21 protein-coding genes are annotated in these 22,176 nt (G+C 66.7%); 12 read left to right on the forward strand and 9 right to left on the reverse strand.

Going from position 1 to position 22,176, the window contains the following annotated elements; genetic code table 11:
- The first annotated feature begins 336 nt into the window (after positions 1–336).
- Complete coding sequence (locus BCV67_RS10510) at positions 337–819, forward strand: DUF421 domain-containing protein (protein ID WP_062170576.1); 483 nt, start codon at positions 337–339, stop codon at positions 817–819.
- 187 nt (positions 820–1,006) lie between these two features.
- Here BCV67_RS10510 and hemF read toward each other — a convergent pair whose 3' ends face one another.
- The 5 genes from hemF to BCV67_RS10535 form a co-directional block, all read right to left on the reverse strand.
- Complete coding sequence (gene hemF / locus BCV67_RS10515; protein ID WP_062170574.1) at positions 1,007–1,909, reverse strand: oxygen-dependent coproporphyrinogen oxidase; 903 nt, start codon at positions 1,907–1,909, stop codon at positions 1,007–1,009.
- A gap of 46 nt (positions 1,910–1,955) precedes the next feature.
- A complete protein-coding gene (locus tag BCV67_RS10520; RefSeq protein WP_062170572.1) occupies positions 1,956–3,512 on the reverse strand; it encodes a hypothetical protein in 1,557 nt (518 codons plus the stop codon).
- A 17-nt stretch (positions 3,513–3,529) separates the two neighbouring features.
- On the reverse strand, positions 3,530–4,099 hold the full coding sequence (locus tag BCV67_RS10525; RefSeq protein ID WP_062170570.1) for a hypothetical protein: 570 nt from the start codon (positions 4,097–4,099) through the stop codon (positions 3,530–3,532).
- Positions 4,100–4,139: 40 nt separating this feature from the next.
- A complete protein-coding gene (locus BCV67_RS10530; RefSeq protein ID WP_062170568.1) occupies positions 4,140–4,571 on the reverse strand; it encodes an NUDIX hydrolase in 432 nt (143 codons plus the stop codon).
- 286 nt (positions 4,572–4,857) lie between these two features.
- A complete protein-coding gene (locus tag BCV67_RS10535) occupies positions 4,858–7,224 on the reverse strand; it encodes a S9 family peptidase (protein WP_062171924.1) in 2,367 nt (788 codons plus the stop codon).
- Positions 7,225–7,630: 406 nt separating this feature from the next.
- On the opposite strand from BCV67_RS10535, the gene BCV67_RS10540 reads away from it, so the two are divergent.
- From BCV67_RS10540 to BCV67_RS10550, 3 genes are all read left to right on the forward strand, one after another.
- On the forward strand, positions 7,631–9,025 hold the full coding sequence (locus tag BCV67_RS10540; RefSeq protein WP_062170566.1) for a cytochrome ubiquinol oxidase subunit I: 1,395 nt from the start codon (positions 7,631–7,633) through the stop codon (positions 9,023–9,025).
- Between the two features lies 1 nt (position 9,026).
- Entirely contained in the window at positions 9,027–10,040 is a 1,014-nt protein-coding gene (gene cydB / locus BCV67_RS10545) for a cytochrome d ubiquinol oxidase subunit II (protein ID WP_062170564.1), read from the forward strand.
- A gap of 126 nt (positions 10,041–10,166) precedes the next feature.
- A complete protein-coding gene (locus BCV67_RS10550; RefSeq protein ID WP_062170562.1) occupies positions 10,167–11,513 on the forward strand; it encodes an AMP-binding protein in 1,347 nt (448 codons plus the stop codon).
- A gap of 48 nt (positions 11,514–11,561) precedes the next feature.
- Here the strand turns inward: BCV67_RS10550 and BCV67_RS10555 are convergent, their stop codons facing one another.
- Complete coding sequence (locus BCV67_RS10555; RefSeq protein ID WP_062170560.1) at positions 11,562–12,572, reverse strand: hypothetical protein; 1,011 nt, start codon at positions 12,570–12,572, stop codon at positions 11,562–11,564.
- Positions 12,573–12,767: 195 nt separating this feature from the next.
- On the opposite strand from BCV67_RS10555, the gene BCV67_RS10560 reads away from it, so the two are divergent.
- From BCV67_RS10560 to fabG, 8 genes are all read left to right on the forward strand, one after another.
- On the forward strand, positions 12,768–13,037 hold the full coding sequence (locus BCV67_RS10560; RefSeq protein WP_062171922.1) for a phosphopantetheine-binding protein: 270 nt from the start codon (positions 12,768–12,770) through the stop codon (positions 13,035–13,037).
- Positions 13,038–13,042: 5 nt separating this feature from the next.
- Complete coding sequence (locus BCV67_RS10565) at positions 13,043–13,765, forward strand: ketosynthase (protein ID WP_231732406.1); 723 nt, start codon at positions 13,043–13,045, stop codon at positions 13,763–13,765.
- 51 nt (positions 13,766–13,816) lie between these two features.
- A complete protein-coding gene (locus BCV67_RS10570) occupies positions 13,817–14,116 on the forward strand; it encodes a beta-hydroxyacyl-ACP dehydratase (protein WP_062170558.1) in 300 nt (99 codons plus the stop codon).
- Complete coding sequence (locus BCV67_RS10575) at positions 14,113–15,087, forward strand: acyltransferase (RefSeq protein ID WP_062170556.1); 975 nt, start codon at positions 14,113–14,115, stop codon at positions 15,085–15,087. The genes BCV67_RS10570 and BCV67_RS10575 overlap by 4 nt, the downstream gene beginning before the upstream one ends.
- The gene (locus BCV67_RS10580) at positions 14,993–15,652 is read left to right on the forward strand and encodes a LolA-related protein (RefSeq protein ID WP_231732405.1); all 660 of its coding nucleotides are present in this window, start codon (positions 14,993–14,995) and stop codon (positions 15,650–15,652) included. The genes BCV67_RS10575 and BCV67_RS10580 overlap by 95 nt, the downstream gene beginning before the upstream one ends.
- Before the next feature lie 65 nt (positions 15,653–15,717).
- The gene (locus BCV67_RS10585) at positions 15,718–17,988 is read left to right on the forward strand and encodes an MMPL family transporter (RefSeq protein ID WP_156455999.1); all 2,271 of its coding nucleotides are present in this window, start codon (positions 15,718–15,720) and stop codon (positions 17,986–17,988) included.
- Positions 17,975–18,406 carry a hypothetical protein gene (locus BCV67_RS10590; RefSeq protein WP_062170552.1) on the forward strand — a complete coding sequence of 144 codons (432 nt, stop codon included), beginning with the start codon at positions 17,975–17,977 and terminating at the stop codon, positions 18,404–18,406. Before BCV67_RS10585 ends, BCV67_RS10590 begins: the two co-directional genes overlap by 14 nt.
- 33 nt (positions 18,407–18,439) lie before the next feature.
- Positions 18,440–19,168, forward strand: a complete 729-nt coding sequence (fabG, locus tag BCV67_RS10595) for a 3-oxoacyl-ACP reductase FabG (protein ID WP_062170550.1) — start codon at positions 18,440–18,442, stop codon at positions 19,166–19,168.
- A gap of 10 nt (positions 19,169–19,178) precedes the next feature.
- Here fabG and BCV67_RS10600 read toward each other — a convergent pair whose 3' ends face one another.
- The 3 genes from BCV67_RS10600 to BCV67_RS10610 are packed head-to-tail and all read right to left on the reverse strand — an operon-like array spanning position 19,179 to position 21,959.
- Positions 19,179–19,967: a glycosyltransferase family 2 protein gene (locus tag BCV67_RS10600; RefSeq protein ID WP_062170548.1), complete on the reverse strand. Its 789-nt coding sequence runs from the start codon at positions 19,965–19,967 to the stop codon at positions 19,179–19,181.
- Complete coding sequence (locus tag BCV67_RS10605; protein WP_062171913.1) at positions 19,960–20,754, reverse strand: beta-ketoacyl synthase chain length factor; 795 nt, start codon at positions 20,752–20,754, stop codon at positions 19,960–19,962. Before BCV67_RS10605 ends, BCV67_RS10600 begins: the two co-directional genes overlap by 8 nt.
- Before the next feature lie 5 nt (positions 20,755–20,759).
- Positions 20,760–21,959 (reverse strand): beta-ketoacyl-[acyl-carrier-protein] synthase family protein, encoded by a 1,200-nt coding sequence (locus tag BCV67_RS10610; protein WP_062171909.1) that lies wholly within the window; start codon positions 21,957–21,959, stop codon positions 20,760–20,762.
- Positions 21,960–22,176 lie beyond the last annotated feature (217 nt).

The raw sequence follows: 22,176 nt of genomic DNA on the forward strand, positions 1-22,176 counted from the left end.
TTATAAAGTACGGGCACAGTTTGGCTTATGAATCTCTCCTTAATCTTTCTGGATGGAAGACGGAATCTTCACGAACCATCAAGGTTGAGGATGCTCATATAGCCCTCGACAGACGCAATGTCTGTCACGGATCTCTCCCATCCCCTGGAGCAGATCTCGGAGCGGGGATTCCTCCCCAAATGCCCGCTCCCCGGCCCCGTCGACCCCCCCCTGGTCGGCGGGGCTTCTTTTTGCGCGAATGAAAATGCCGCAGCGTCATTGTCGGGCCAGGTTTTCTCGCATCATCTTTATCCGTCGTGATTGACGATGGGCCGTTGCCAATGAGGGAGGGGCGTCATGTCGGATCTGTTTGCACTGGCCATGCCGTGGTGGGAGTTCGTGCTGCGTGCGGTGCTGGTCTATGTCGTGGTGCTGCTGATGGTGCGCGTCGCCGGCAAGCGCACGCTGGGCCAGTTCACGCCGTTCGACATGTTGTTGCTGGTGTTGTTGGGCAACGCGGTGCAGAACGCCTTGCTGGGGCAGGACACCTCGCTGGGCGGCGGCTTGTTGCTGGCCGCCACGCTGATCGCGCTGAATTATTTCGTCGGCTGGATCACCACCCGCAGCCCAGCCGTGGAGCGGGTGATTGAAGGCGAACCGGTGGTGCTGGCGCGGCACGGCCACGTACTGCAGAAAGTGCTGCAACGCGAGTTGGTAAGCAAGGCGGATTTCGCCAAGGCAATGCGCGACGCCGGTTGCGACGACGTGGATGACGTGGACCTCGCGCTGCTGGAAACCAACGGCCACATCACCATCATCTTGAAGAAAGAGCAGCGGTAGTGCCGAGCCATGCTCGGCAGGGGCCTCACCCCAGATCCAAGCTATGTGGGAGCGGTGTCAGCCGCGAAGCTAGTGGTCGATCCGATTACACGCACCATCTCGATTTCATTGTTGTCGGCTTCGCGGCTTACGCCGCTCCCACAGCACCACTTGCAGCCCCTGCCGAGCATGGCTCGGCACTACGGGGCTATGCGCCCAGCCAGTCTCTTGGGACCAGGTATTCGGCCAGGCGTGCTTCGTCGCTGCCGGTGTCGGGCTGGTAGCCGTATTCCCAGCGCACGCGTGGTGGCAGGCTCATTAGGATGCTCTCGCTGCGGCCGCCGCTCTGCAGGCCGAACAGGGTGCCACGGTCGTAGACCAGGTTGAACTCGACGTAGCGGCCACGGCGGTACAGCTGGAACTCGCGCTCGCGCTCGCCGTGAGGCGTGTCCTTGCGGCGTTCGACGATGGGCAGGTAGGCGTCCAGGAAGCCATTGCCGACTGCCTGCAGATAGGCGAAGTCGGTTTCGAAATCACCGTGCAGGTCATCGAAGAACAGCCCACCAACGCCGCGCGTTTCGTTGCGGTGCTTGATGAAGAAGTATTCATCGCACCAGCGCTTGTGCGCGGCGTAGCGATCGGCGCCGTAAGGCGCGCACAGATCGCGGGCAACCGCATGCCAGTGCTGCACGTCCTCGTCGAACGGATAGAACGGGGTCAGGTCGAAGCCGCCACCAAACCAGGCCGCGACCGTTCTGCCATCCCGCTCGGCCTGGAAGTAGCGCACGTTGGCGTGGGTGGTGGGCAGGTAGGGGTTGTTGGGGTGGAACACCAGGGACACGCCACAGGCGCGCCAGGAGGCGCCTGCCAGCTCCGGGCGGTTGGCCGAGGCGGATGGCGGCAGGCGGGTGCCGGCAACGTCCGAGAAGCCGATGCCGGCCTGCTCGAACACCGCGCCATCGCGCAGGATGCGGGTGCGGCCACCGCCACCTTCGGCGCGCTGCCAGCGGTCTTCGATGAAACGGGCCTGGCCGTCGGCCTGCTCGATGGCGGCGCAGATGCGGTCCTGCAGGGCGGTCAGATAATCGCGTACGCGGTCGAATTCGTTCATGTGCGTACTGTAGCGCAGGCCACCACCGTGGCCTGCGCCCCAGGCCTTACTTGCGCAGCGACTTGCCCTTGCTGGGCGTTGCCGGTGCTTCGGCTTCTTCCTCGTTGTCGAGGTCTTCGGCGGCGCGCGTCAGCTGCGCGCCGAGCCCGAGCATCGCCCAGTCGCTGGTCTCGTACACGTCGCAGGCCACGTGCGTACCCTTGCCATCGCGCTTGCAGAGGGACAGCAGCTTGCCGGGGATGTCTTCATCACCGGTGTTTTCGTAAACCGTGCGCAGGTTCTCGCAGCCGACGCGGACGCCGGCCTGGCACAGCTTCTGGTAATACGGTGCGGCCGCCTGCCAGTCGCCGGCCAGCGAATGGCGGTGGCCGAGCGCATTGCAGCCCTGCAATTTGCCACTGTCGCAGCAGGCCTGCGGGTCATTGCCCAGCGGGCAGTCCTGCGGCAACGGCAGTTCGACGAACACTTTGGGTGCGCTGCACTGGCTGCTGCCGCCGGTACGCTGGTAGACGGCGTAGCGGTTCCACTCGTCGATGCCAAGCAGGCCGCCAGTGCGCAGCGGCTTGAACACGAAGTCGCCGCCCTTGTCGTGGCGGATATGGATGCGGCCGTCCTGCAGGCGTGCGCGCAGCTCGCTGCCCATGCCGACGCTGACCCGGCCTTCATCGCCGAAGCCAAGCTCGTCCATCAGGCCGGTGCTGGCCTTGTAGTCGCCGCAGGGCAGGCTACCGGCTTGCCCACCAGCGAGATCGGCAGCGCTCAGCGCGGCCAAGCCCTGTGCGCGTTTGCAGGTCATCTCGTCGGCGCCGGCCTTGCAGGCCAGCTGCAACGCATCGCGTGCAGGCAGGTAGCGCCCGGCATCCCATTGCGCGTCGGCAACCTTGCCGCAGAAATTCGCGTCCGGATGGCTGCGGCACAGCTGCTGCAGTTCATCCAGACGAGCTGGGGGCAGGACCACCGTGCTGCTGTTCAGCGCGCCGGCCAGTGCCTTGGCCATGGCGATGCCCACCACTTCCTTGGCCGCTGCCAGGCAGGCTGCTTCGTTGTACTGCCGATTGCCTTCCTTGCAGACGGCAGGCTCTTCCAGGTCCGGATCAGGTTCGGCCGCCTGTTGCGCAGCCTGGGCTTCATCACGGTAGCTGGACAGCAGGCGTTCGCAGGCGAACGGCAGGTCTTCCTGGCACCACTGGGTCAGCTGCTGCGGCGTCGCTGCGCTGGCGTTCTCGATGCAGCTGTCGATATCGGCACGGCAGCTGTTCGCGGGCGGCGTGGGCGCGGTCCCGCAGCTGCTGGGTGCATCCAGCACATAGTCGCCGAGGCTGCCGGTGATGCGCTTGCCGTCGCGGCTGAGGCTGTACTCGGTGCTGAAACCATTGGATACGTCGGCGGCATGCAGGGTGTTGCCCTGCTGGCGGATCACGTACTGGGTGGGGGCCAGGCCTTCATAGCGCATCGAAGCCTGGCTGCTGCTCTCAATCACGAAGCGGGCCGAGCCTTCTTCGGCGGTATAGCTGCCGCAGTTCAGGGTGGCAGCGGCGGCCGGCAGGGTGGCAAGAGCCAGCAGGCCGCTGGCCAGTGCAGGCAGTAAACGTTGGAACGACATGAAAACTCCGGAGTAACTCAACGAAACAGGGCGCGAACGTCAGGGCGGCACAGTTTGACCACCAACCAAGCGTGCAGGCCGGCCAATGCCAGCGCGGCGGCAGTGCCGGTGATCAGCGAAGTCCACAAGCCCATGCGCAGTTGCGTGCGTATTTCCTGGCCTTGCGGGGAATTGAGGAAGTCGGCAGGCACCATGGCCTGCATGCTGTCGAACATGGTGTGGATCAGCGGCAGGAAGGCGAAGTTGGCCAAGGCCACCAGCACCAGGAAAACGATGAAGCCGATCCGGCCCCATTCGCGGTGCTTGAGCAAGGCCCAGGACACGGCAAGGAACACGATCGACAGCAGTAGGCCCAGCACGCTGAGTGAGAACGCATGCTCAGCGAGCCAGAGCATGCCAGGTGTTACCGGCAGGCCTTCGCTCTGCATCACGCTGATGATGTCGAGTCGCCCCATCAGCGCTACCACCAGCAGCTGCAACAGGCTCCAGACAATGGCCAGCGCTGCCATCACCAGCGACAGCTTGGCGGTGACCGCGATGAACGATGCGGCGGCGGAAGGATGAGGCGGGAGCTGGGGCGGATTCACGAGGGCTCGCTACGGATGTGTTGAGGGAAGAGTGCCGGAATCACTCGGCTTCCTCAGTGGGAAACAGCGCAACGCACGCTGCGGGCAGTACATGCTGCGCACTGAGCGGCGCCAGCTTCACACCGTGTGGTGGCTGCAGCGGTATCCAGGCCAGCTCGGCGATTTCTGCCTGCACCTGCGGGTTGCCGGTGATGCTTACCAGGAAGGATTCGCCCTGCACGCGGCGCCCGGGTTCATTGACGGCAACGTCCTCGAAGCTGCCGAGTGCGACTGCGTTGCTGCTGTCGATCTGCACGCCAAGTTCTTCGTGCAGCTCGCGGCTGAGGGTCTGCAGCGCGTCTTCGCCGGGTTCGCGCTTGCCGCCGGGCTGGATGAAGGTATCCGAGCCGTGCTTGCGCACCACCAGCACGCGTTGCTGTGGATCGAGGATGACGGCGGTGACGATGCGGATGGGGGCTTCAGTGGTGGACATGTGCTTCCTGCGGGTAGGGCTCCGTGATGGGAATGGTACTGGAGGCTTGGGGGGGTGTTGGGTAGAAGCAAGGGCAAAGGAAAAATCAAGATCAAGATCAAGAGCACCCCTCCCCAGCCCTCCCCTGCGCTACGCGCAAGGGAGGGGGCAGAAGCGGCGGCGGCTTTGCTCCCTCCCTTTGGCGCAGCCAAGGGGAGGGTTGGGGAGGGGTGCTCTTCGCTGTTCGCAAAAACCATCCACCACGCGCACAAACAACAAGGGCGCCTAACGGCGCCCTTGTCGGTGCTTACTTCAGTTCCTGCTCGAACAATTTGAGGATGCGCTTGTACTGGTCCAGCCAGGAATCAGCACGCGTATAGCTGTGGCGTTCCAGCGGGTAGGGCGCGATCGACCAGTTGTCCTTGTGCAGCTCGATCAGCTTCTGGGTCATGTTGACCGAGTCCTGGAAGAACACGTTGTCGTCCATCATGCCGTGCGCGATCAGCAGGTTGTCCTGCAGGCCTTCTGCGTATTCGATGGGCGAGGAGATGCGGTAGGCCTCCGGGTCGATGTCCGGGGTGTTGAGGATGTTGGCGGTGTAGGCGTGGTTGTACTGGTGCCAGTCACCGACCGGGCGCAGCGCGGCGCCGGCCTTGAACGTACCCGGCGAGCGGAACAGCGCCATGTAGGTCATGAAGCCACCATAGGAGCCGCCGTAGATGCCGGCATGGGCGCGGTCACCCTGCTTGGTCTCGACCAGCCAGTCCAGGCCGTCCAGGTAATCCTCAAGTTCGGGATGACCCATGTTGCGGTAGATGGCGGTGCGCCAGTTGCGGCCATAGCCTTCGCTGCCACGGTAATCCATGTCCAGCACGATGTAACCCTTCTGCACCAGCAGGTTGTGGAACATCTGCTCGCGGAAGTAGTTGGAATAACGTGCATGCACGTTCTGCAGGTAGCCGGCGCCGTGCACGAACATGGCGATCGGATACTGCTTGCCCGGCTCGAGCTTTTCCGGGCCGTAGTACTTGGCCCAGACGTGGCCGGCACCGTGCTTGGACGGCACCTGCACCATCTGCGGCTGCACCCACTCGCGCGCCTTGAACTGGGCGCTGCGGGTGTCGGTCAATTTGCGCGCTTCGCCGCCGGCAACCGGCAGTACGGCGACCTGGGCGGGCAGGTACGGTGCGGAGTAACGCACCAGCAACTGCTGACCATCCGGTGACAGGCTGAAATCTTCCACGCCATCGAGCGCGGTCACTTCGCGCACGGCACCGCCGTTGGCGTTGACGTTGCACACTTCGTAGTCGCCGGGCCATTTCTGGTTGCAGACGAAGTAGAAACTGCTGCCATCGGCGCTGACTACCGGTGCCGAGGTTTCCCAGTTGCCGGAAGTGATGGCCTTGGGCTTGCTGCTACCGGTCTGCGTGTACAGGTGCGAGTAGCCGGATTCTTCGGACAGCAGCCACAGGGTGCGGCCATCGGGCATCCAGCCGTAGTCGTTGAAGGCCCAGTTGATCCAGCCGGCATCGCTCAGCCGATGACGGCTTTCGAGGCGCGGGCTGCTGACGGGGGTGGTGGCGATCCAGCGGTCCTTGTTGTCATTGGCGCGCAGCATAAGCGCGGCCTGGCTGCCATCGCTGTTCCAACGGATGCCGCCACCCATGAAGTCGCTCATCAGTTCCAGCGGACGGTTGCCCTTGAGCGCGTCCTTGCCGGCCTTGCGGCGCAGTTCGGCCAGCGGATCGGTAGCGATGCCGGGCAGGTTGTCCAGCGACAGCGCTTCCACCTTGCCGGTGATGGCATCGGCCAACCAGAACGCGTGCGGTTCCGGATCGTTGCGGCCAACGCGGGTGCGGGTGTCCTCGGCTTCTTCATAACCGGATTCGGTCACGTACAGCGGCATCTTGCCGCCGCGGCCTTCGTCGTAGCCCTTCGGCTTGGTCACCACGATCAGGTGGCGGGCATCGGGCGAAAGTGCGCTGTTGACGATCTCGACATCGGCACCGAGGAAAATCGGCGCCGGTGCGCGGGTCGGATCGGCCTGGCGCCAACGTTCGCCCTGCTCGCGCAGTTCATCGCGCTGGGCGCGGTCGCTGCGCAGGGTGGACAGGGTGCGCATCTGCTGGTCACGCAGTACGTCGGCCTTGGGCGCATCGGCGGGGTTCTTGTCGGCCTTGAGCTGGGCAACCTGGCTGGTGATGCTGCTGCGCGGATTCCAATGGAACCAGTTGTTGCCCACTGCCCAGATCACGCCGCCATCGTTGGCGAAATTGACGCCGCTGGCGCGTTCGTTGCTGCGGGTCAGCTGGGTCAGGCTGCCGTTGCGCAGGTCGCGCACGAATACATCGCCATTGCGCACGAACGCCATGCGCTGGCGGCTGCTGTCATAGACGCGGTCGGCCGCATCGAGGGTGCCGCGCTGGTCGTCGGCAACCTGCTGGGCAACCCCACCGGCCAGCGGCTGGCGGAAACTGTCGCGCACCGCGCTGCCCTGGCGCTTGAGCGTGTATTCGACCTGCTGGCCGTTCCACGACCACCAGGCGGACTCCACCGGCGGCCCGATCCAGTCCGGGTCGGCCATCGCCTGTTCGATGGTGATCGGCGTGGGCGCAGCATGGGCGTTGCCGAAAGCGGTCAACAACAGCAGGGACAGGGGCAGCAGCTTGGGCATCATTCGGCACCGGTGTAGAGAACCGGGCAAGGGTAGCAGCAGGCCCGCGCGGCGGGCTGGGCCACAGGTCATGGGCGCAGGGTTCGGCGGGTGAGCTGCCGGAATCGGCAATGTTTGTGGTCCCGTACTACGTGCGCGGAGGGCGGCTCTGCCCCCTCCCTTGCGCCATAGGCGCAGGGGAGGGTTGGGGAGGGGTGCTTTTGGGCTTTTGCTGTTCTGGCTTTGAAATGTTGCTGTGGAGCCAAGGCAAATGCGTACCCCTCCCCAACCCTCCCCTTGGCTTCGCCAAAGGGAGGGAGCTATAGCCGCTGCGACTTTTTGACGCACTGCGACATCCGGTCACATCCGTTCTTAACCAATACAGGACCAGAATCGCCCCAATTAATGCGATAGCGGAGAAGCGGCCGTGGAAGCGCTGCTGTTGTCCCGGATCCAGTTTGGGTTCGTTGTCAGTTTTCATGTGCTGTTCCCGGCCTTCACCATCGGCACGGCCAGCTGGTTGGCGTTCGTCGAATGGCGTTGGCTGCGTACCCGCGATCCGGTCTGGCGCGAGCTGTTCTTCTTCTGGCAGAAGATCTTCGCGGTGTCGTTCGGCATGGGCGTGGTCAGCGGCATCGTCATGGCCTTCCAGTTCGGTACCAACTGGCCGCGTTTGAGCGAAGTGGCCGGCACAGTGATCGGCCCGCTGCTGACCTACGAGGTGCTGACGGCGTTCTTCCTGGAAGCCAGCTTCCTCGGTGTGATGTTGTTTGGTTGGGAAAAGGTTTCGCCGCGCCTGCATTTCTTTTCCACCTGCATGGTAGCGCTGGGCACCTTGTTCTCCACCTTCTGGATCCTGTCTTCCAACAGTTGGTTGCACACGCCGGCCGGCTACACGCTGGTCGATGGCATCGTGCATCCGCAGGACTGGTGGCAGGTGGTGTTCAACCCGTCATTCCCATACCGGCTTACGCACATGGCGCTGGGGTCGTTCATCACCACCTGCTTCGTGATCGGTGGCGTGGGCGCCTGGTATCTGCGCCGTGGCGTGCATGTGGAAGCCGGTCGCAAGATGCTGGTTGCCGCCGTTGCATTTGCGGCATTGACGGTGCCGGTGCAGATCTTCGTCGGCGACATGCACGGCTTGAACACGCTGGAACACCAGCCGATGAAGATTGCCGCGATGGAAGCGCACTGGCATGAGACCGCGCCGGGCGAAGGTGTGCCGCTGGTGGTGTTCGCGGTGCCCAACGAGAAGGAAGAACGCAACGATTACGAGATCGCCATCCCCAAGCTGGGCAGCGTGATCCTGACCCACAGCCTGGACGGCACGTTCGCGCCGCTGACCTCGGTGCCGGCCAGCGAACGGCCGCCGGTGGTGCCGGTGTTCTACGCGTTCCGCATCATGGTCGGGCTGGGCTCGTTGATGCTGGTGCTGGCGTGGATCTCGGCGTTCCAGCTGTGGCGTGGGCGCCTGCTGCAGTCCAAGTGGCTGCTGCGCGGCTGGAACTGGATGCTGCCAAGTGGCTTCATCGCGCTGGTGTCGGGTTGGTTCGTCACCGAGATGGGCCGGCAACCGTGGGTGGTTTATGGCTTGCTGCGCACCGCCGATGCGGTGGGCAAGCAGAGCATGTGGATGACCGTGTTGTCGTTGACGGTCTATGTGGTCGGCTATGTGTTCGTGTTCGGCTGGGGCATCTGGTACCTGGTCAAGATCATGCGCAGCGGCCCCACCCCGCACGAGCTGCCACCGCCCGACGACGGCATGCATACCCCGGCGCGGCCGCTGTCCGGCGTCAATGAACCGCTGGAGGAGCGCTGACATGGAACTGACAACCTGGCTGCCGGTGGCATGGTTCGCGGTGATTGGCTTCGGCGTGCTGATGTACGTGGTGCTGGACGGCTTCGTGCTCGGCATCGGCATCCTGGCGCCGTTTGCCGAGGATGAGCAGCAGCTCGACGTGATGATGAATACCGCCGCGCCGATCTGGGACGGCAACGAAACCTGGCTGGTGCTGGGCGGCGCAGGGCTGATGACGGCGTTCCCCAAGGCCTACGCGGTGCTGTTGTCGGGGCTGTATCTGCCGGTGCTGCTGCTGGTGATGGCGCTGGTGTTCCGCGGTGTGGCCTTTGAGTTCCGCTTCAAGGCGCATCGTTCGCGGGCGATCTGGAGCGTGGCCTTCGCACTGGGCTCGCTGCTGGCCGCATTCGCGCAGGGGGTGATCCTGGGCGCGCTGGTGCAGGGCCTGCCGATGCAGGACGGGCACTACAGCGGCGGCGCGTTTGGTTGGTTCAGCCCGTTCTCGATGCTGACCGGGGTGGCGGTGGTGACCGGCTATGCGCTGCTCGGCAGCACCTGGCTGATCCTCAAGACCGAGGGCCGTGAGCAGGCGCTGGCGCGTTCGCTGACCCGGCCGCTGATGGTGGCGGTGATCGTGTTCATGGGCCTGGTCAGCACCTGGCTGCCGTTCCTGCAGTCGCGGGTGATGGAGCGCTGGTTCAGCGACGGCAACTTCTGGTGGCTGTCGCCGGTGCCGCTGCTGACCCTGGCGGTGGCAGTGGCGCTGTGGCGCAGCGCCATGCATCCGCGCCGCGACCTGCCACCGTTCCTGCTGACCCTGGCCTTGTTCGTGCTGGGCTTCATCGGCCTGGTACTGGGCATGTGGCCTTACCTGCTGCCGCCCACCCTGACCCTGTGGCAGGCGGCTGCGCCGGTCTCGTCGCTGGCGTTCAGCCTGGTCGGCCTGGCCCTGCTGCTGCCGGTGATCCTGGGCTATACGGTGTGGTCCTACAGGGTTTTCCGCGGCAAGGTGACCGCAGACACCGGCTATCACTGATCCCGCTCCTGCTTAACCACAATGCCCGTTCCGGCTTGCCAGCCGGGCCGGGCAGCCCCAAGCTGGCCGCCCTGTCGTGGCTGCGGCCGCGATGGATACTCCATCGAACGAGGTCGCCACAGTCGCATGTCGGTTGTTTCAGAGCAGTTGCCTTCCACCACGCGCCATCCACTGGCCCACGGCCCACTGCACCGCTTGCTGGTCAGTGGCGGCGGCCAGACCGTCGATCTGCAGACTTTTTTCGCGCATGTGCGCGGCGTGGCGGCGCTGCTGCCGGCCGGGCAGCATGCGGTCAACCTGTGTGACGACCGTTACCGCTTTCTGGTGGCGTTCTGCGCCATCGCGCTGCGCGGACAGGTGAATCTGCTGCCGTCTTCACGCGCCCATGCGGTGGTGGCCGACGTGCAGCAGCGTTACCCGCAGACCTATTGCCTGGGCGACGATCCACAGCAGCCATTGCCGCCGGGCGGGTTCCTGTTGCCGGCGGTACTGCCGCGCCTGGCCGGTGAAGTACCGACCCTGGGCGAGGAGCAACGGGTGGCGATCGGCTTCACCTCCGGCAGTACCGGCACGCCCTGCGCCAACAGCAAGACCTGGGGCTCGTTCCTGGCCAGCACCGCGCAGAACCTGCAGGCGCTGCGCAGCCTGTGGGGCGATACCCAGCCGGCGCTGGTGGCAACGGTGCCTTCGCAGCATATGTACGGCATGGAGATGGCGGTGCTGCTGCCCTTGCTGGCGCCGGCCACGTTGCAGGCGGGGCGTCCGTTCTTCCCTCAGGATGTGGCGCTGGCATTGGCTGAAGTGAGCGCGCCACGGGTGCTGATCACCACCCCGGTGCACCTCAAGGCGCTGGTCGAATCCGGCGTGCAGCTGCCGCCGCTGGCCGGCATCGTCACCGCCACCGCGCCGCTGACGCAGGAGCTGGCGGCAGCGGCCGAGCAGGCCTTCGCCACCGAGGTACGGGAGATGTTCGGTTCCACCGAGACCTGCATCTTCGCCCGTCGCCGCACCGCGCTGGAGACGGCCTGGACGCTGCTGCCCGGCGTGCGCCTGGAGCCGCAGCCGGACGGCACGCGGGTGCATGCAGCGCACCTGCCGGCGCCGGTGGTGCTGGCCGATCTGGTGGAACTGCTGCCGGATGATCGCTTCGTGCTGTGTGGCCGCCGCGCCGATCTGCTGGAAATCGCCGGCAAGCGCGCTTCGCTCGGCGACCTGACCCGCAAGCTGCAGGCGGTGCCCGGCGTGCGCGATGCGGTGGTGGTGCAGCTGGCAGCCGAGCCGGGCCATGCCGTTGGCCGCATCGCCGCGCTGGTGGTGGCGCCGGATCGCGAGGAGGCGGAAATACTGCGCGATCTGCGCGAGCTGATGGACCCGGTGTTCCTGCCGCGGCCGCTGCGCAAGGTGGCGGTATTGCCGCGCAACGACACCGGTAAGCTGCCGCGCGATGCGGTGCTGGCGCTGTTGCGGCACTGACCGTCGAGGTTGTCGAGGCTGCCGGCGTAGCTGTCGCCGGCGACCAGCTCAGGCGTCGTGGACGCCGTCGATCTCCACCCGCAGATCGCGCCGGCACACGGCCGCGTGCAACACGATGTAAGGCACCTGCGGCGGCAGCAGTTCGGCCAGCATCGCGCGCACGCTGGCAACTTCGGCCGCGTCGCGCACATACACCTTGAGCCGGCTGCCAGCGCCGAAATGCGCAGGCAGGCCCGGCCGCTGCGCACGCGCCGCGCCGATCAAGGCATCGAAATTGGCAAAGGTTTCCTGCAGCTGGCGCTGCGTGCAGTCGCCATGCAGGGTGGCGTGGCCAACCACGCTGGCGGTGCCGGACAACAGCAGCGGCAGGCGGCTGCCGGCAGCGGCCAGCATGGCCCGGGCAAAACTGGGCGACTGCCGGCCGTACTGGCGCGGGTAGCGGTAGGCACTGACCTGGCGCGGGTTTTCCAACGGCGTGCCGGCGTTGCGCGCCGCCAGCCAGTACACCTGCAGCACGCGCACCCCATCGAGCCGACCGATCGCGGTGGCCGCCGGCAGGGTGCCGGTGTCGATGTCGCCGATGCCCCGTGCACGGCCCACGCAGAATTCACGGTAGCGCTCGTTGTCGCCCTCGCCATCGGTGATGGCGTCCAGGTAGTTCCAGATCCGCAGCAGGTGCGGGTAAGCGTGCGCCGGCAGCGTCTGCAACAGCTGCGCGTAGGCGTGCTCGGCGGCACCGACAATGCCGCCATGCGCGTCTTCCTCGACCTGCAGCGCGCCGAACATCAATGCCCCGTCGCTGGCCCAGGCCACGCCATTGGCGTCGCGCCCGCAGCTGACCGGCTTGTCGCTGCGCCACACTTCCAGCTGCGCCGCGCCATCGGCCTGCAGGCCTACCTGCAGATAGCGCGGGTCATCGCTGGGCGGTGCCGCGGTGCCGGCGTGGAAGCCGAAGATGGCCAGCACCTGCGGGTCGGCCAGCAAGGTGGGCAACAGGGCCGGGTCGGCATAATCGACCTGCAGCGAGGCGGCAGCCGCCGGTGACGTCTGAGCGTTCATCTCAGCCCCCCGTGACATTGGCAGGGCAGGCGGAGTGTGGATTCGGGCGGGGGCGGAAGTGGAGCGGGAACGTCATTGCACGGCGTATCGGGCATCGCAGAGACGGCAATGATACCCCGCGTACCCAAGCTGTAATGCTTGCGCAACAGTCGGCGATGCCGGATCGTTGCGGCTCTATTTGCCGTAGGTATGGAAATGTCGCAACAGAATGAAGCCGAGCGCGAGCTGGCCGGGTTGCTGGTCGAAAGCCTGAACCTGGAAGACGTGGACCCGGCCCAGATCGACCCGGAAGCCGCCTTGTTCAACGAGGGCCTGGGGCTGGATTCGATCGATGCGCTGGAACTGGCGCTGGCCATCAGCAAGCGCTATGGCTTCCAGCTGCGCTCGGACAACGAGGACAACCGCCGCATCTTCGGTTCCCTGCGCGCCCTGTCGGCGCACGTTCAAGCCAACAAGACGAATTGAGCGCGGTGACCGCTGCCCGCCCTGAACCCGGGCAAGGGCCGCTTGCGCTGGCGTTGCGGGTGATCCTGCTGCTGGCCTACCCGGTGCTGTCGCACGTGGCCAGCCTGCGCAACGAGGGCATGTGGGCGGCGGCGGCCTTGGCCGGGCTGGTGCTGTTGTGCCTGCTCGAACCGCTGGCGCGGTTGCGGCCATGGGCTTGGGCGGTGCTGGCGGCGTCGTGCGCGCTGCTGTGGTGGCTGGGCGGCTCGGTGTGGGCCTGGATGCTGTTGCTGGCCCCGCCGGTGGTGTTCCCGTTGCTGGTGGCCTGGGGCTTCGCCCGCTCCCTGCTGCCTGGGCAGGTCCCGCTGATCACCCGCATCGTGCGCGCGCTGTATGCGCGTGCCGGGATGCCGCTGACGGCGCCGCTGGAGCGTTACAGCCGGCGCCTGAGTGCCGCCTGGGCGGGCGTGCTGGTGGTGCTGGCGCTGATCAACCTGGGCCTGGCGATGAGCGCCGTGCCGGATGGCCTGCTGGCTGCGTTCGGCGTCCAGCCGTGGTGGCCGGTGACCCATGAACAATGGTCCTGGTGCGCCAACATCGCCGATTGGGGGCTGATCGGCGGCTTTTTCGCGCTGGAGTATGCGGTGCGTTCGCGGCTGTTTCCGCAGCGCCCGTACCGCAATGCCTGGGATTTCATGCGCCAGATGGGCCAGCTGGGCCCGGCGTTCTGGCGCGACCTGCTGCGCTGACACGCAGCGCTGCCGGTATCCTGTCGCCCAAATTTGCGGATATAGCACGCCATGCGCTTCACCATTCCTTCCGACCACCCCTGTTTACCCGGGCACTTCCCGGGCAGGCCGCTGGTGCCCGGGGTGGTGTTGCTGGAGCAGGTGCTGCTGGCGGTCGCCGCCGAGACCGGGCAGGCCATCGGCGCCCTGCGCCTGCCGCAGGTCAAATTCATGGCGCCGTTGCTGCCCGATGAGGAGGCAAGGGTGGAGCTGGAAGGCCAGGCGCCGCGCTGGAAGTTCCGCGTGCTGCGTGCAGAGCAGCTGCTGGTGCGCGGTGAGCTGGTGCTGGCCGGGGCTGGTCTGCCGGCATGAACGACACCGACTGGAAACATCGCCCCGAGGGCGGCGGGCGCTTTGCGGTCCGTCTGATCGGCGGCATTGCCCGCCATGGCGGGCGCGGCATCGCCCGTGCCTGCCTGTATCCGATCACCCTGTACTTCTTTTGCGTGCGCGGCGCCGAGCGGCGCGCCTCGCGCGACTACCTGCAGCGCCTCCGGGGCCACCGCGTGGGCGCCTGGCAGGTGGCCCGGCATATCCACACCTTTGCCGCCACCATTCTTGACCGGGTGTTTCTGCTGGCCGGCCGTACCGCGCTGTTCGATATCCGCAGCAGTGGCACCGAGCCGCTGCTGCAGCTGCTGGACGAAGGCCGCGGCGTGCTGGTGTTCGGCTCCCACCTGGGCAGTTTTGATGCCCTGCGGGTGCTTGCCAGGATGCGCCCGGACCTGAAGCTGCGGGTGCTGATGGACCGCTCGCACAACGCCGCCATCACCGAGCTGTTGGCCGAACTCGACCCCAGGCTTGCGGACTGCATCATCGATGCGGGGCAGGACGGCACCGCGGTCGTGCTGGCCATCCAGCACGCGCTGCAGGAAGGTGCGATGGTGGCCCTGCTGGTGGATCGGGCGCGGCCCGGCGAGCCCAGCATCGCCGCGCCGCTGCTGGGTGCCGATGCCGCGTTTCCCGCCGCGCCATGGCTGATCGCCAGTGCGCTGAAGGCCCCGGTGATGCTGGCATTCGGCCTGTATCGCGGTGGCAACCGCTATGACCTGCGCTTCGAATCGTTTGCCGAGGTGGTGGATATCCCACGCCCCCGCCGTACCGAACTGTTGTCCGCGCTTATCCACCGTTATGCCGGCAGGCTGGAGCATCACCTGCGGCAGGCCCCCAACAACTGGTTCAATTTCTATGATTTCTGGCATTCCCAAGCTCCTGCGGCAGCGGCTCGCCGGCCTGCTGACCGCCCTGCTGATCAGCAGCCCGGCCCTGGCCAGCGGCATTGATGCGGCCTGGATCCTGCGCCAACTGGCGCAGCCGGCGCCAAGCCAGACCAACTTCGTCGAGCTGCGGGGCTCGGCACTGCTGAAGGAACCGCTTCGGGTGGAAGGCCAATACCGCCGCCCCGATGCCGGCACCCTGGTGCGCGAGGTGCGCGCGCCGTATGCCGAAACCACCACCATTGCCAATGGCCAGGTCAGCATTGCCCGTGCCGGCAAGCCGCCGCGGGTATTCGCGCTGCAGCGGGTGCCCGAGCTTGCCGATCTGCAGGCCAGCTTTGGCGCCATGCTGTCCGGTGACCTGGCCGCGCTTGAACAGAGCTACCGGCTGCAGGCCTCGGGCAGCGCACAACACTGGCAGCTGCAACTCACGCCCAAGGCCGATGCCTTGGCCCGGCGCGTACGTGCGGTGACCCTGCATGGACAGAACGCGGAACTGCGCTGCATTGAAACCCAGCCAGCCAAAGGCGATGTGCAACGCACACTGCTGGGCGGCGCCGCCACGGCTGCGGCCACTGTGACGCAAGCCGCTGCACTGAACGGCCTGTGCGCTGCCGGTGCCACGCCTTGAAGCTGACTTCCACCGGCCGCATCGGCCTTGCCATTGTCTGGTTGCTGCTGCTCGGCGTGCTGGGCATGTGGGTCAGCAGCCGCATCCAGGTCAGTGGCGACCTGCGCAAGTTCATGCCCGATGCGCGCACGCCGGCGCAGAAGCTGCTGCTGGACGAGCTGGGTGAAGGCCCCGGCGCGCGCCTGTTGCTGGTGGCGCTGTCCGGCGCCGCACCCGAGCAGCTGGCGCAGCAATCGCGCGCATTGCGTGAGGCCCTGGCCAGCGATGCCCAGTTCGAGCTGGTCGCCAATGGCGAGCAGGCCGGGCTGGAGGCGTTTCCGGAGCAGCTGCTGCCGTATCGCTACCTGATCGATGCATTGCCGGCGGATGCGTTTTCCAGCGCCACCCTGGGCGAGGAACTGCAGGCACGCCTGCAGGACCTGGGTTCACCTGCCGGTGGCCTGATCGAGCCGCTGCTGCCCTCCGATCCCACCCTGCAGGTGCTGCGCGTGGCCGAAGCGCTGCAGCCGGCCAACGCGCCGCAGCGTATCGACGATGTGTGGTTCGACCGCGCCGGCAAGCAGGCCCTGCTGCTGGTGCAGACCCATGCCGCAGGCTTTGATCCCGGCGCGCAGCAGTTGGCAGTGGACACCATCAACGGCAGCTTCACCGCAATTGCCGGTGACAGCGGCAGCCGCATCGAACTCAGTGGCCCGGGCGCGTTCTCGGTGAAGATCGGCAACCGCACCGCCAGCGAGGCCGGCATGATCGGCACGCTGGACACCATCGGCATGATCCTGCTGCTGTGGTTTGCCTACCGCAGTTGGAAGATGCCGATCCTCGGCTTCCTGCCGCTGGCCAGCGCCGGCCTTGCCGGCCTGTGCGCGGTGGCGCTGGGCTTTGATGGCGTGCACGGCATCACCATCGCCTTTGGCTTCACCCTGATCGGCGTGGTGCAGGATTACCCCATCCATTTCTTCAGCCACCAGCGGCCGGGCCGCTCGGCGTGGGACAACGTGCGCGCGCTGTGGCCGACCTTGGGCACTGGTGTGATCGCGACCTGCATCGCCTATTTGACCTTCCTGTTCTCCGGCGTGGATGGCTTGAAGCAGCTGTCGGTGTTCACCATCACCGCGCTGGCCACGGCCGCATTGGCCACGCGTTACCTGCTGCCGGCGCTGATCGATCCGGCCACGCGTGATTTCGCCGATTCCGTGCGGTTGGCGCGTCTGTGGCAGCACACCCAGCGGCTGCCACGGCCGCGCTGGTCGTTGGCGGTGCTCGCCGGCCTGGCGCTGGCGGTGATGGCGCTGGCGCCCGGCGCGTTCTGGCAGAACGATCTGGGCCGGCTGACGCCAGTGGATCCGCAGGATCTGGCGCGCGATGCGCAGCTGCGCAGTGAGCTGGGGGCGCCGGACGTGCGATACCTGATCACCGTGCGCGGCGATGACGCGCAGTCCGCACTGGCCGCCAGCGAGCAGCTGCGGCCTGCGCTGGACGCGCTGGTCGCCAATGGCGAGCTGGAGCGTTACGACATGGCGGCGCGTTATCTGCCCAGCGCGGCCACCCAGCGCCAACGCCAACAGCAGCTGCCCGACGAGGCGAGCTTGCGTGCGGCATTGGCCAGCGCGGTGGCAGGCACGCCGTTCATCGATGATGCCTTCGCACCCTTCGTCGCCGACGTGATGCGCGCGCGCACTGCGCCACCGCTGCAGCCCGCCGACCTGCACGGCACGCCGCTGGCCACCGCAGTCGACGGCCTGCTGGTGCAGGGCGAGGACCATGCCATCGCACTGGTCTCGCTCAGTGGCCTGCGCGACGTGGCCGCAGTTGCAAGCACCGCACGCCTGCATGGCGCGCAGCTGCTGGACATGAAACAGGCCTCCGAATCGCTGGTGGCCGACTATCGCAGCCGTGTGCTGCTGGCGCTGGCCGTTGCCGTGCTGCTGCTGGCGCTGACCGTGGGCATCGCATTGCGCTCACCACGACGGGTGCTGCGGGTACTGCTGCCGATGCTGCTGACCACCTTGCTGGTGCTGGCGGTACTGCGCGGGCTGGGCGTGGAATTGAACCTGTTCCATCTGATTGGTCTGATCCTGGCTGCCGGGCTTGGCCTGGACTACGGCCTGTTCTTCGAGCATGCCGGCGACAGCCATGCCGACCAGCTGCGCACGCTGCACGGCCTGCTGGTGTGCAGCGTGATGACGCTGCTGGTGTTCAGCCTGCTTGGTCTTTCATCGATCCCGGTGCTGCGTGCGATCGGCAGCACGGTGGCGCTGGGCGTGGTCTGCAATTTCGTATTGGCCTTGTTGATATCGCGGCATCCGCTGCAGGAGGGTGGCAATGCTGGGGCGTGAGCAAATCCTGCAATTGGTCCCGCACCAGGGCGGCATGTGCCTGTGGGACGAAGTAGTGGACTGGTCGGCGCAGGACATCGTGCTGCGGGCCTATAACCACCGCGATCCGCAGCATCCCCTGCGCTGCGACAACCAGCTGCGTGCCATCCACCTGTGCGAGTACGGTGCGCAGGCGATGGCCGTGCACGGTGGCCTGCGCGGCCGCGAACACGGCGGCGCGGTGCGGCCGGGCGTGCTGGTGGCGCTGCGTGATGTGCAGCTGCACGTGGCCCGCATCGATGACCTGCCCGATGCGCTGGAGGTCAGCTCGCAGGTGCTGGTGGAAGGCGAGGGCAGCCAGCAATACGCCTTCCGCATCCATCATCGCGGGCAGCTGCTGGCCGAGGGGCGTGCGGCGGTGATGCTGCAGTTGCCGTGAACCTTCAATGAGACATAGCGGAGCAGACCACGCATGAGCAAGCAAAGACGCGCCCTGGTAACCGGCGGCAGTGGAGACCTTGGCGGAGCGATCTGCCAGAAGCTGGCTGCGGACGGCGCGCATGTGATCGTGCATGCCAACGCGAACCTGGCGCGTGCCGAGGCGGTGGTGGCGCAGATCCTTGCCGAGGGCGGCAGTGCGCAGGCGGTGGCCTTCGATGTCGCCGATGGCGGGGCGGTCGGCGCCGCGCTGGAAGCGCTGCTCGCCGATGGCCCAATCCAGATTGTGGTCAACAACGCCGGCATCCATGACGACGCACCGATGGCCGGCATGGACGCGCAGCGCTGGCGGCGGGTGATCGACGTCAGCCTCAATGGTTTTTTCAACGTCACCCAGCCGTTGCTGCTGCCGATGGCACGTACCCGCTGGGGCCGCATCGTCAGCGTCTCCTCGGTGGCGGCGGTGCTGGGCAACCGCGGCCAGACCAACTACGCCGCCGCCAAGGCCGGCCTGCATGGCGCCAGCAAATCATTGGCGCGGGAAATGGCCAGCCGCGGCATCAGCGTCAATGTGGTTGCGCCCGGTGTGATCGAAGGGCAGATGGCGGCCGATGCATTTCCGCCGGAGCTGATCAAGCAGACCGTGCCGGCCGCACGCGCCGGCAAGCCGGAGGAAGTGGCTGCGCTGGTGGCATTCCTGTGCAGCGATGCGGCCGGCTACATCAACGGCCAGGTGATCGGCATCAACGGCGGCATGGGCTGAGTGCGCTGACTCAGCTGCCGGCGTCGGTGCTGTCGATGACCGGCGGATTGCGGCGGATGCTGCGGTAGACGCGCCAGATATGGCCGTGGCGCAGGGCCAGCAGCACGATGTGGCTGGTGATGCGGTACAGGTCCTGCAGCGGTTTGAAGTGGCTGGGACGGAACTGCTCGTCGCTGTCGGCGGAGCTGTAGCGCGATTCGATCGGCACCGACACGCAGCGCGTGCCCAGCTGCCGCGCCGCCGAGATCACCACCTGCGCTTCGAACACGAAGCCTTCAGCGCTGATGTCGCGCAGGGCGATCACGCCGGCCGGGTAAAAACGCTGCCCGCTCTGGCTGTCGGCCACCTGGTAGTGCGTGCCCCAGGCGATGCCCCAGTCGCCGAATTCGTTGGCCAGGCGCCGGTACAGGGGCTGCGAAGCGCGCTTGCGCAGGCGCGCACCGATGATGATGCAGCCCGGGTGGCGGTTGGCGCTGGCGAGCAGCCGCGGCAGGTCCGCGGCAACATGCTGGCCGTCGCCATCCAGGGTCAACACGCCCAGCAGGCCACGGCGGCTGGCTTCGGCAAAGCCGCTGCGCAACGCGTGGCCCTTGCCCATGCGCTGCGGGTGCCGCAGCACGCTGACCGGCAGGTCGGCGATGCAGGCGGCAGTGCGGTCGGTGGAGCCATCGTCGACCACGATCACATGCGGGAAATACTGCAGCGCGCCTTCGACGACCTGGCGGATGCGCAGTTCTTCGTTAAGCGCCGGGATGACGACGGCGACGTTTTCCGGGGTGAGCAGGCGTGGCTCATTCATGGTGGATGCCGATCCTCAGCCATTGCGCGACGCCGGCGCGTAGCCACAGCGCCTGCTGGTCCATGGCCAGGGCTTCCAGCAACGGCAGCGCCGGGTGCATGGCGTTGTCGCCGAACAGCTGCCCAAGCGGGCCTTGTTCGTTGCGCTGCTCGGTTGCCGGCGGCGGCTGCGTGTGCACGCTGAGCTGCAGCGTGGGCAGGCCCACGCAGGCGCTGCGTGAGAGCACGAACGCGGCACCGAGCAGGCCGGTGCTGGGCGAAACCTCGGCTGCCGGGCCGCTGGCGTTGCCGTCATAGGCGACCAGCAGCACCGCTTCCTCGCCGGCGTGCAACTGCACCATGGCTTCGAGCAGGCCCTGCGCAAAGCTGTAGCTGCCGGCGCTGATCGCGGTGGCGGCGACATGCGCGCCTGCACCGATGGTCCAGTAGCCGGCGGCGGCGTTGTGTACCGAATTGTGGAATTTTGTGGGCGAGATCGCAGCCGGGTCGATAGCCAGCGTGGCGCACATGTAATCGGTGATGGTCAGCTCACCGTGGGTGGAGGTGAACACCGCCGGCAGCACGGCCGGTGCACGGTCGGCGGCCTGGCAGGCGGCCAGCGCCGCTTCCAGTGCGACCGCCACGGTGCCGGGCGCGCGGCGCCGCTCGTTGGCCGCCAGCAACTGCGGCGAAGGGCGCGCCGGCGGATCGAGCGGGCGTTCACCCTTGCGCATCCAGGCGCAGGCGCTGTCCCAGTCGGGCAGGCCGCTGCCCCAGAAACCAATACCTTCCAGCGTTGCTTCCAGCATCTGCGTCATCCTGCCCTGCCAAACACCAGCGAGCAGTTGTTGCCGCCGAAGCCAAAGGAATTGTTCATTGCGTAATCGATCTGCGCCTGCGCGTTTTCAAAACGGATCTGCGGGCCGCAGGCGGGATCGGGTATCTCGCTGTTGAGCGTGCCCGGCAACAGGCCATCGCTCAGCGCCAGCAGTGCGAACACCGATTCGACGATGCCGGCCGCGCCCAGGGTGTGGCCGGTCCAGCCCTTGGTCGAGCTTGCATGCAAGGTGGCGGGAAACAGCGCGGCCACCGCTGCGGCCTCGATGCTGTCGTTGGCCGGGGTCGAGGTGCCATGCAGGTTCAGGTAACCCACCGCGCCGGCGTCGATGCCGGCGCGCTGCAGCGCGGCCTGCATGGCCAGGCGTGCGCCCAGGCCTTGCGGATGGGGCGCGGACATATGGTGCGCGTCGCTGGATTCGCCATAGCCCGACAACTGCAGCGGCGTGGCCGGGCCTGCGCCGGCACGTTCCAGCACCGCGTAGCCGCCGGCTTCCCCCAGCGACAGGCCGACCCGGCGCGCATCGAAGGGCTGGCAAGGGGTAGGTGCCACCAGCTGCAGGGCGTTGAAACCGAACAACACGCTGCCGCACAGGGTGTCCACGCCGCCGACCAGGGCGGCATCGGCCAGCCCGGCGTTGATCAACCGCGCGGCCTGCGCGAAGACCTTGGCGCTCGAGGAACAGGCGGTGGCGACGGTCACGCAGGGGCCGCCGAGGCCGGTGGCCGCCTGCACGAAATCGCCCAGCGAATGCGGGGTATGAATGCGCGGGCGCTTGAGTGCCTGCGGAAAATGCAGGCTGCCATCGGCAGCGGTTTCCAGCTGGGTATAGGCTTCTTCGGTTGCGCCGATACTGGACGTGGAGGTGCCCATGACCACCGCCACGCGGTCGGCGCCGTGACGCATGCGCACCTGCTGCACGGCCGCCAGCACGTCGTCCTGCTGCAGCGCGTGCCACGCCAAGAGGTTGTTCCTGGAAGAGAATTCCGCAAGTTCCGGCGGCAGTTCCAGGTGGTCCAGGGCGTCCACCCGGCCGATCCAGCAGGCCAGCGACGCGTCGCCGAAGTCATTCGGTCGCAGCCCGCTGCGCTGTTCACGCAGCGCCTGCCGTTGTGCGTCCAGCCCCGCACCCAGCGCCGTGGTGGCGGAATGGGCCAGGATGTTCAGCGGCGCCAGGCGCGGCGGTGATGCAGATGTCACGGCATCTTCCATGGGTTCGACGGGGCGCGAGTATATCGGCAGGCGGCAGCCAGGCCATCGGACAATCGGCGGGTGGGGCCGTATGTCCACAAAATCTTGATGTAAATGAATGTATAAGGACCCTGCGAATTCATTTGCTTGTTGACGCTCCGCCTTTCAACAGCGCCGGATTTCCGACACAATCTCCGACTCC

It is taken from the genome of Stenotrophomonas nitritireducens, assembly GCF_001700965.1.
Taxonomy (GTDB): domain Bacteria; phylum Pseudomonadota; class Gammaproteobacteria; order Xanthomonadales; family Xanthomonadaceae; genus Stenotrophomonas; species Stenotrophomonas nitritireducens_A.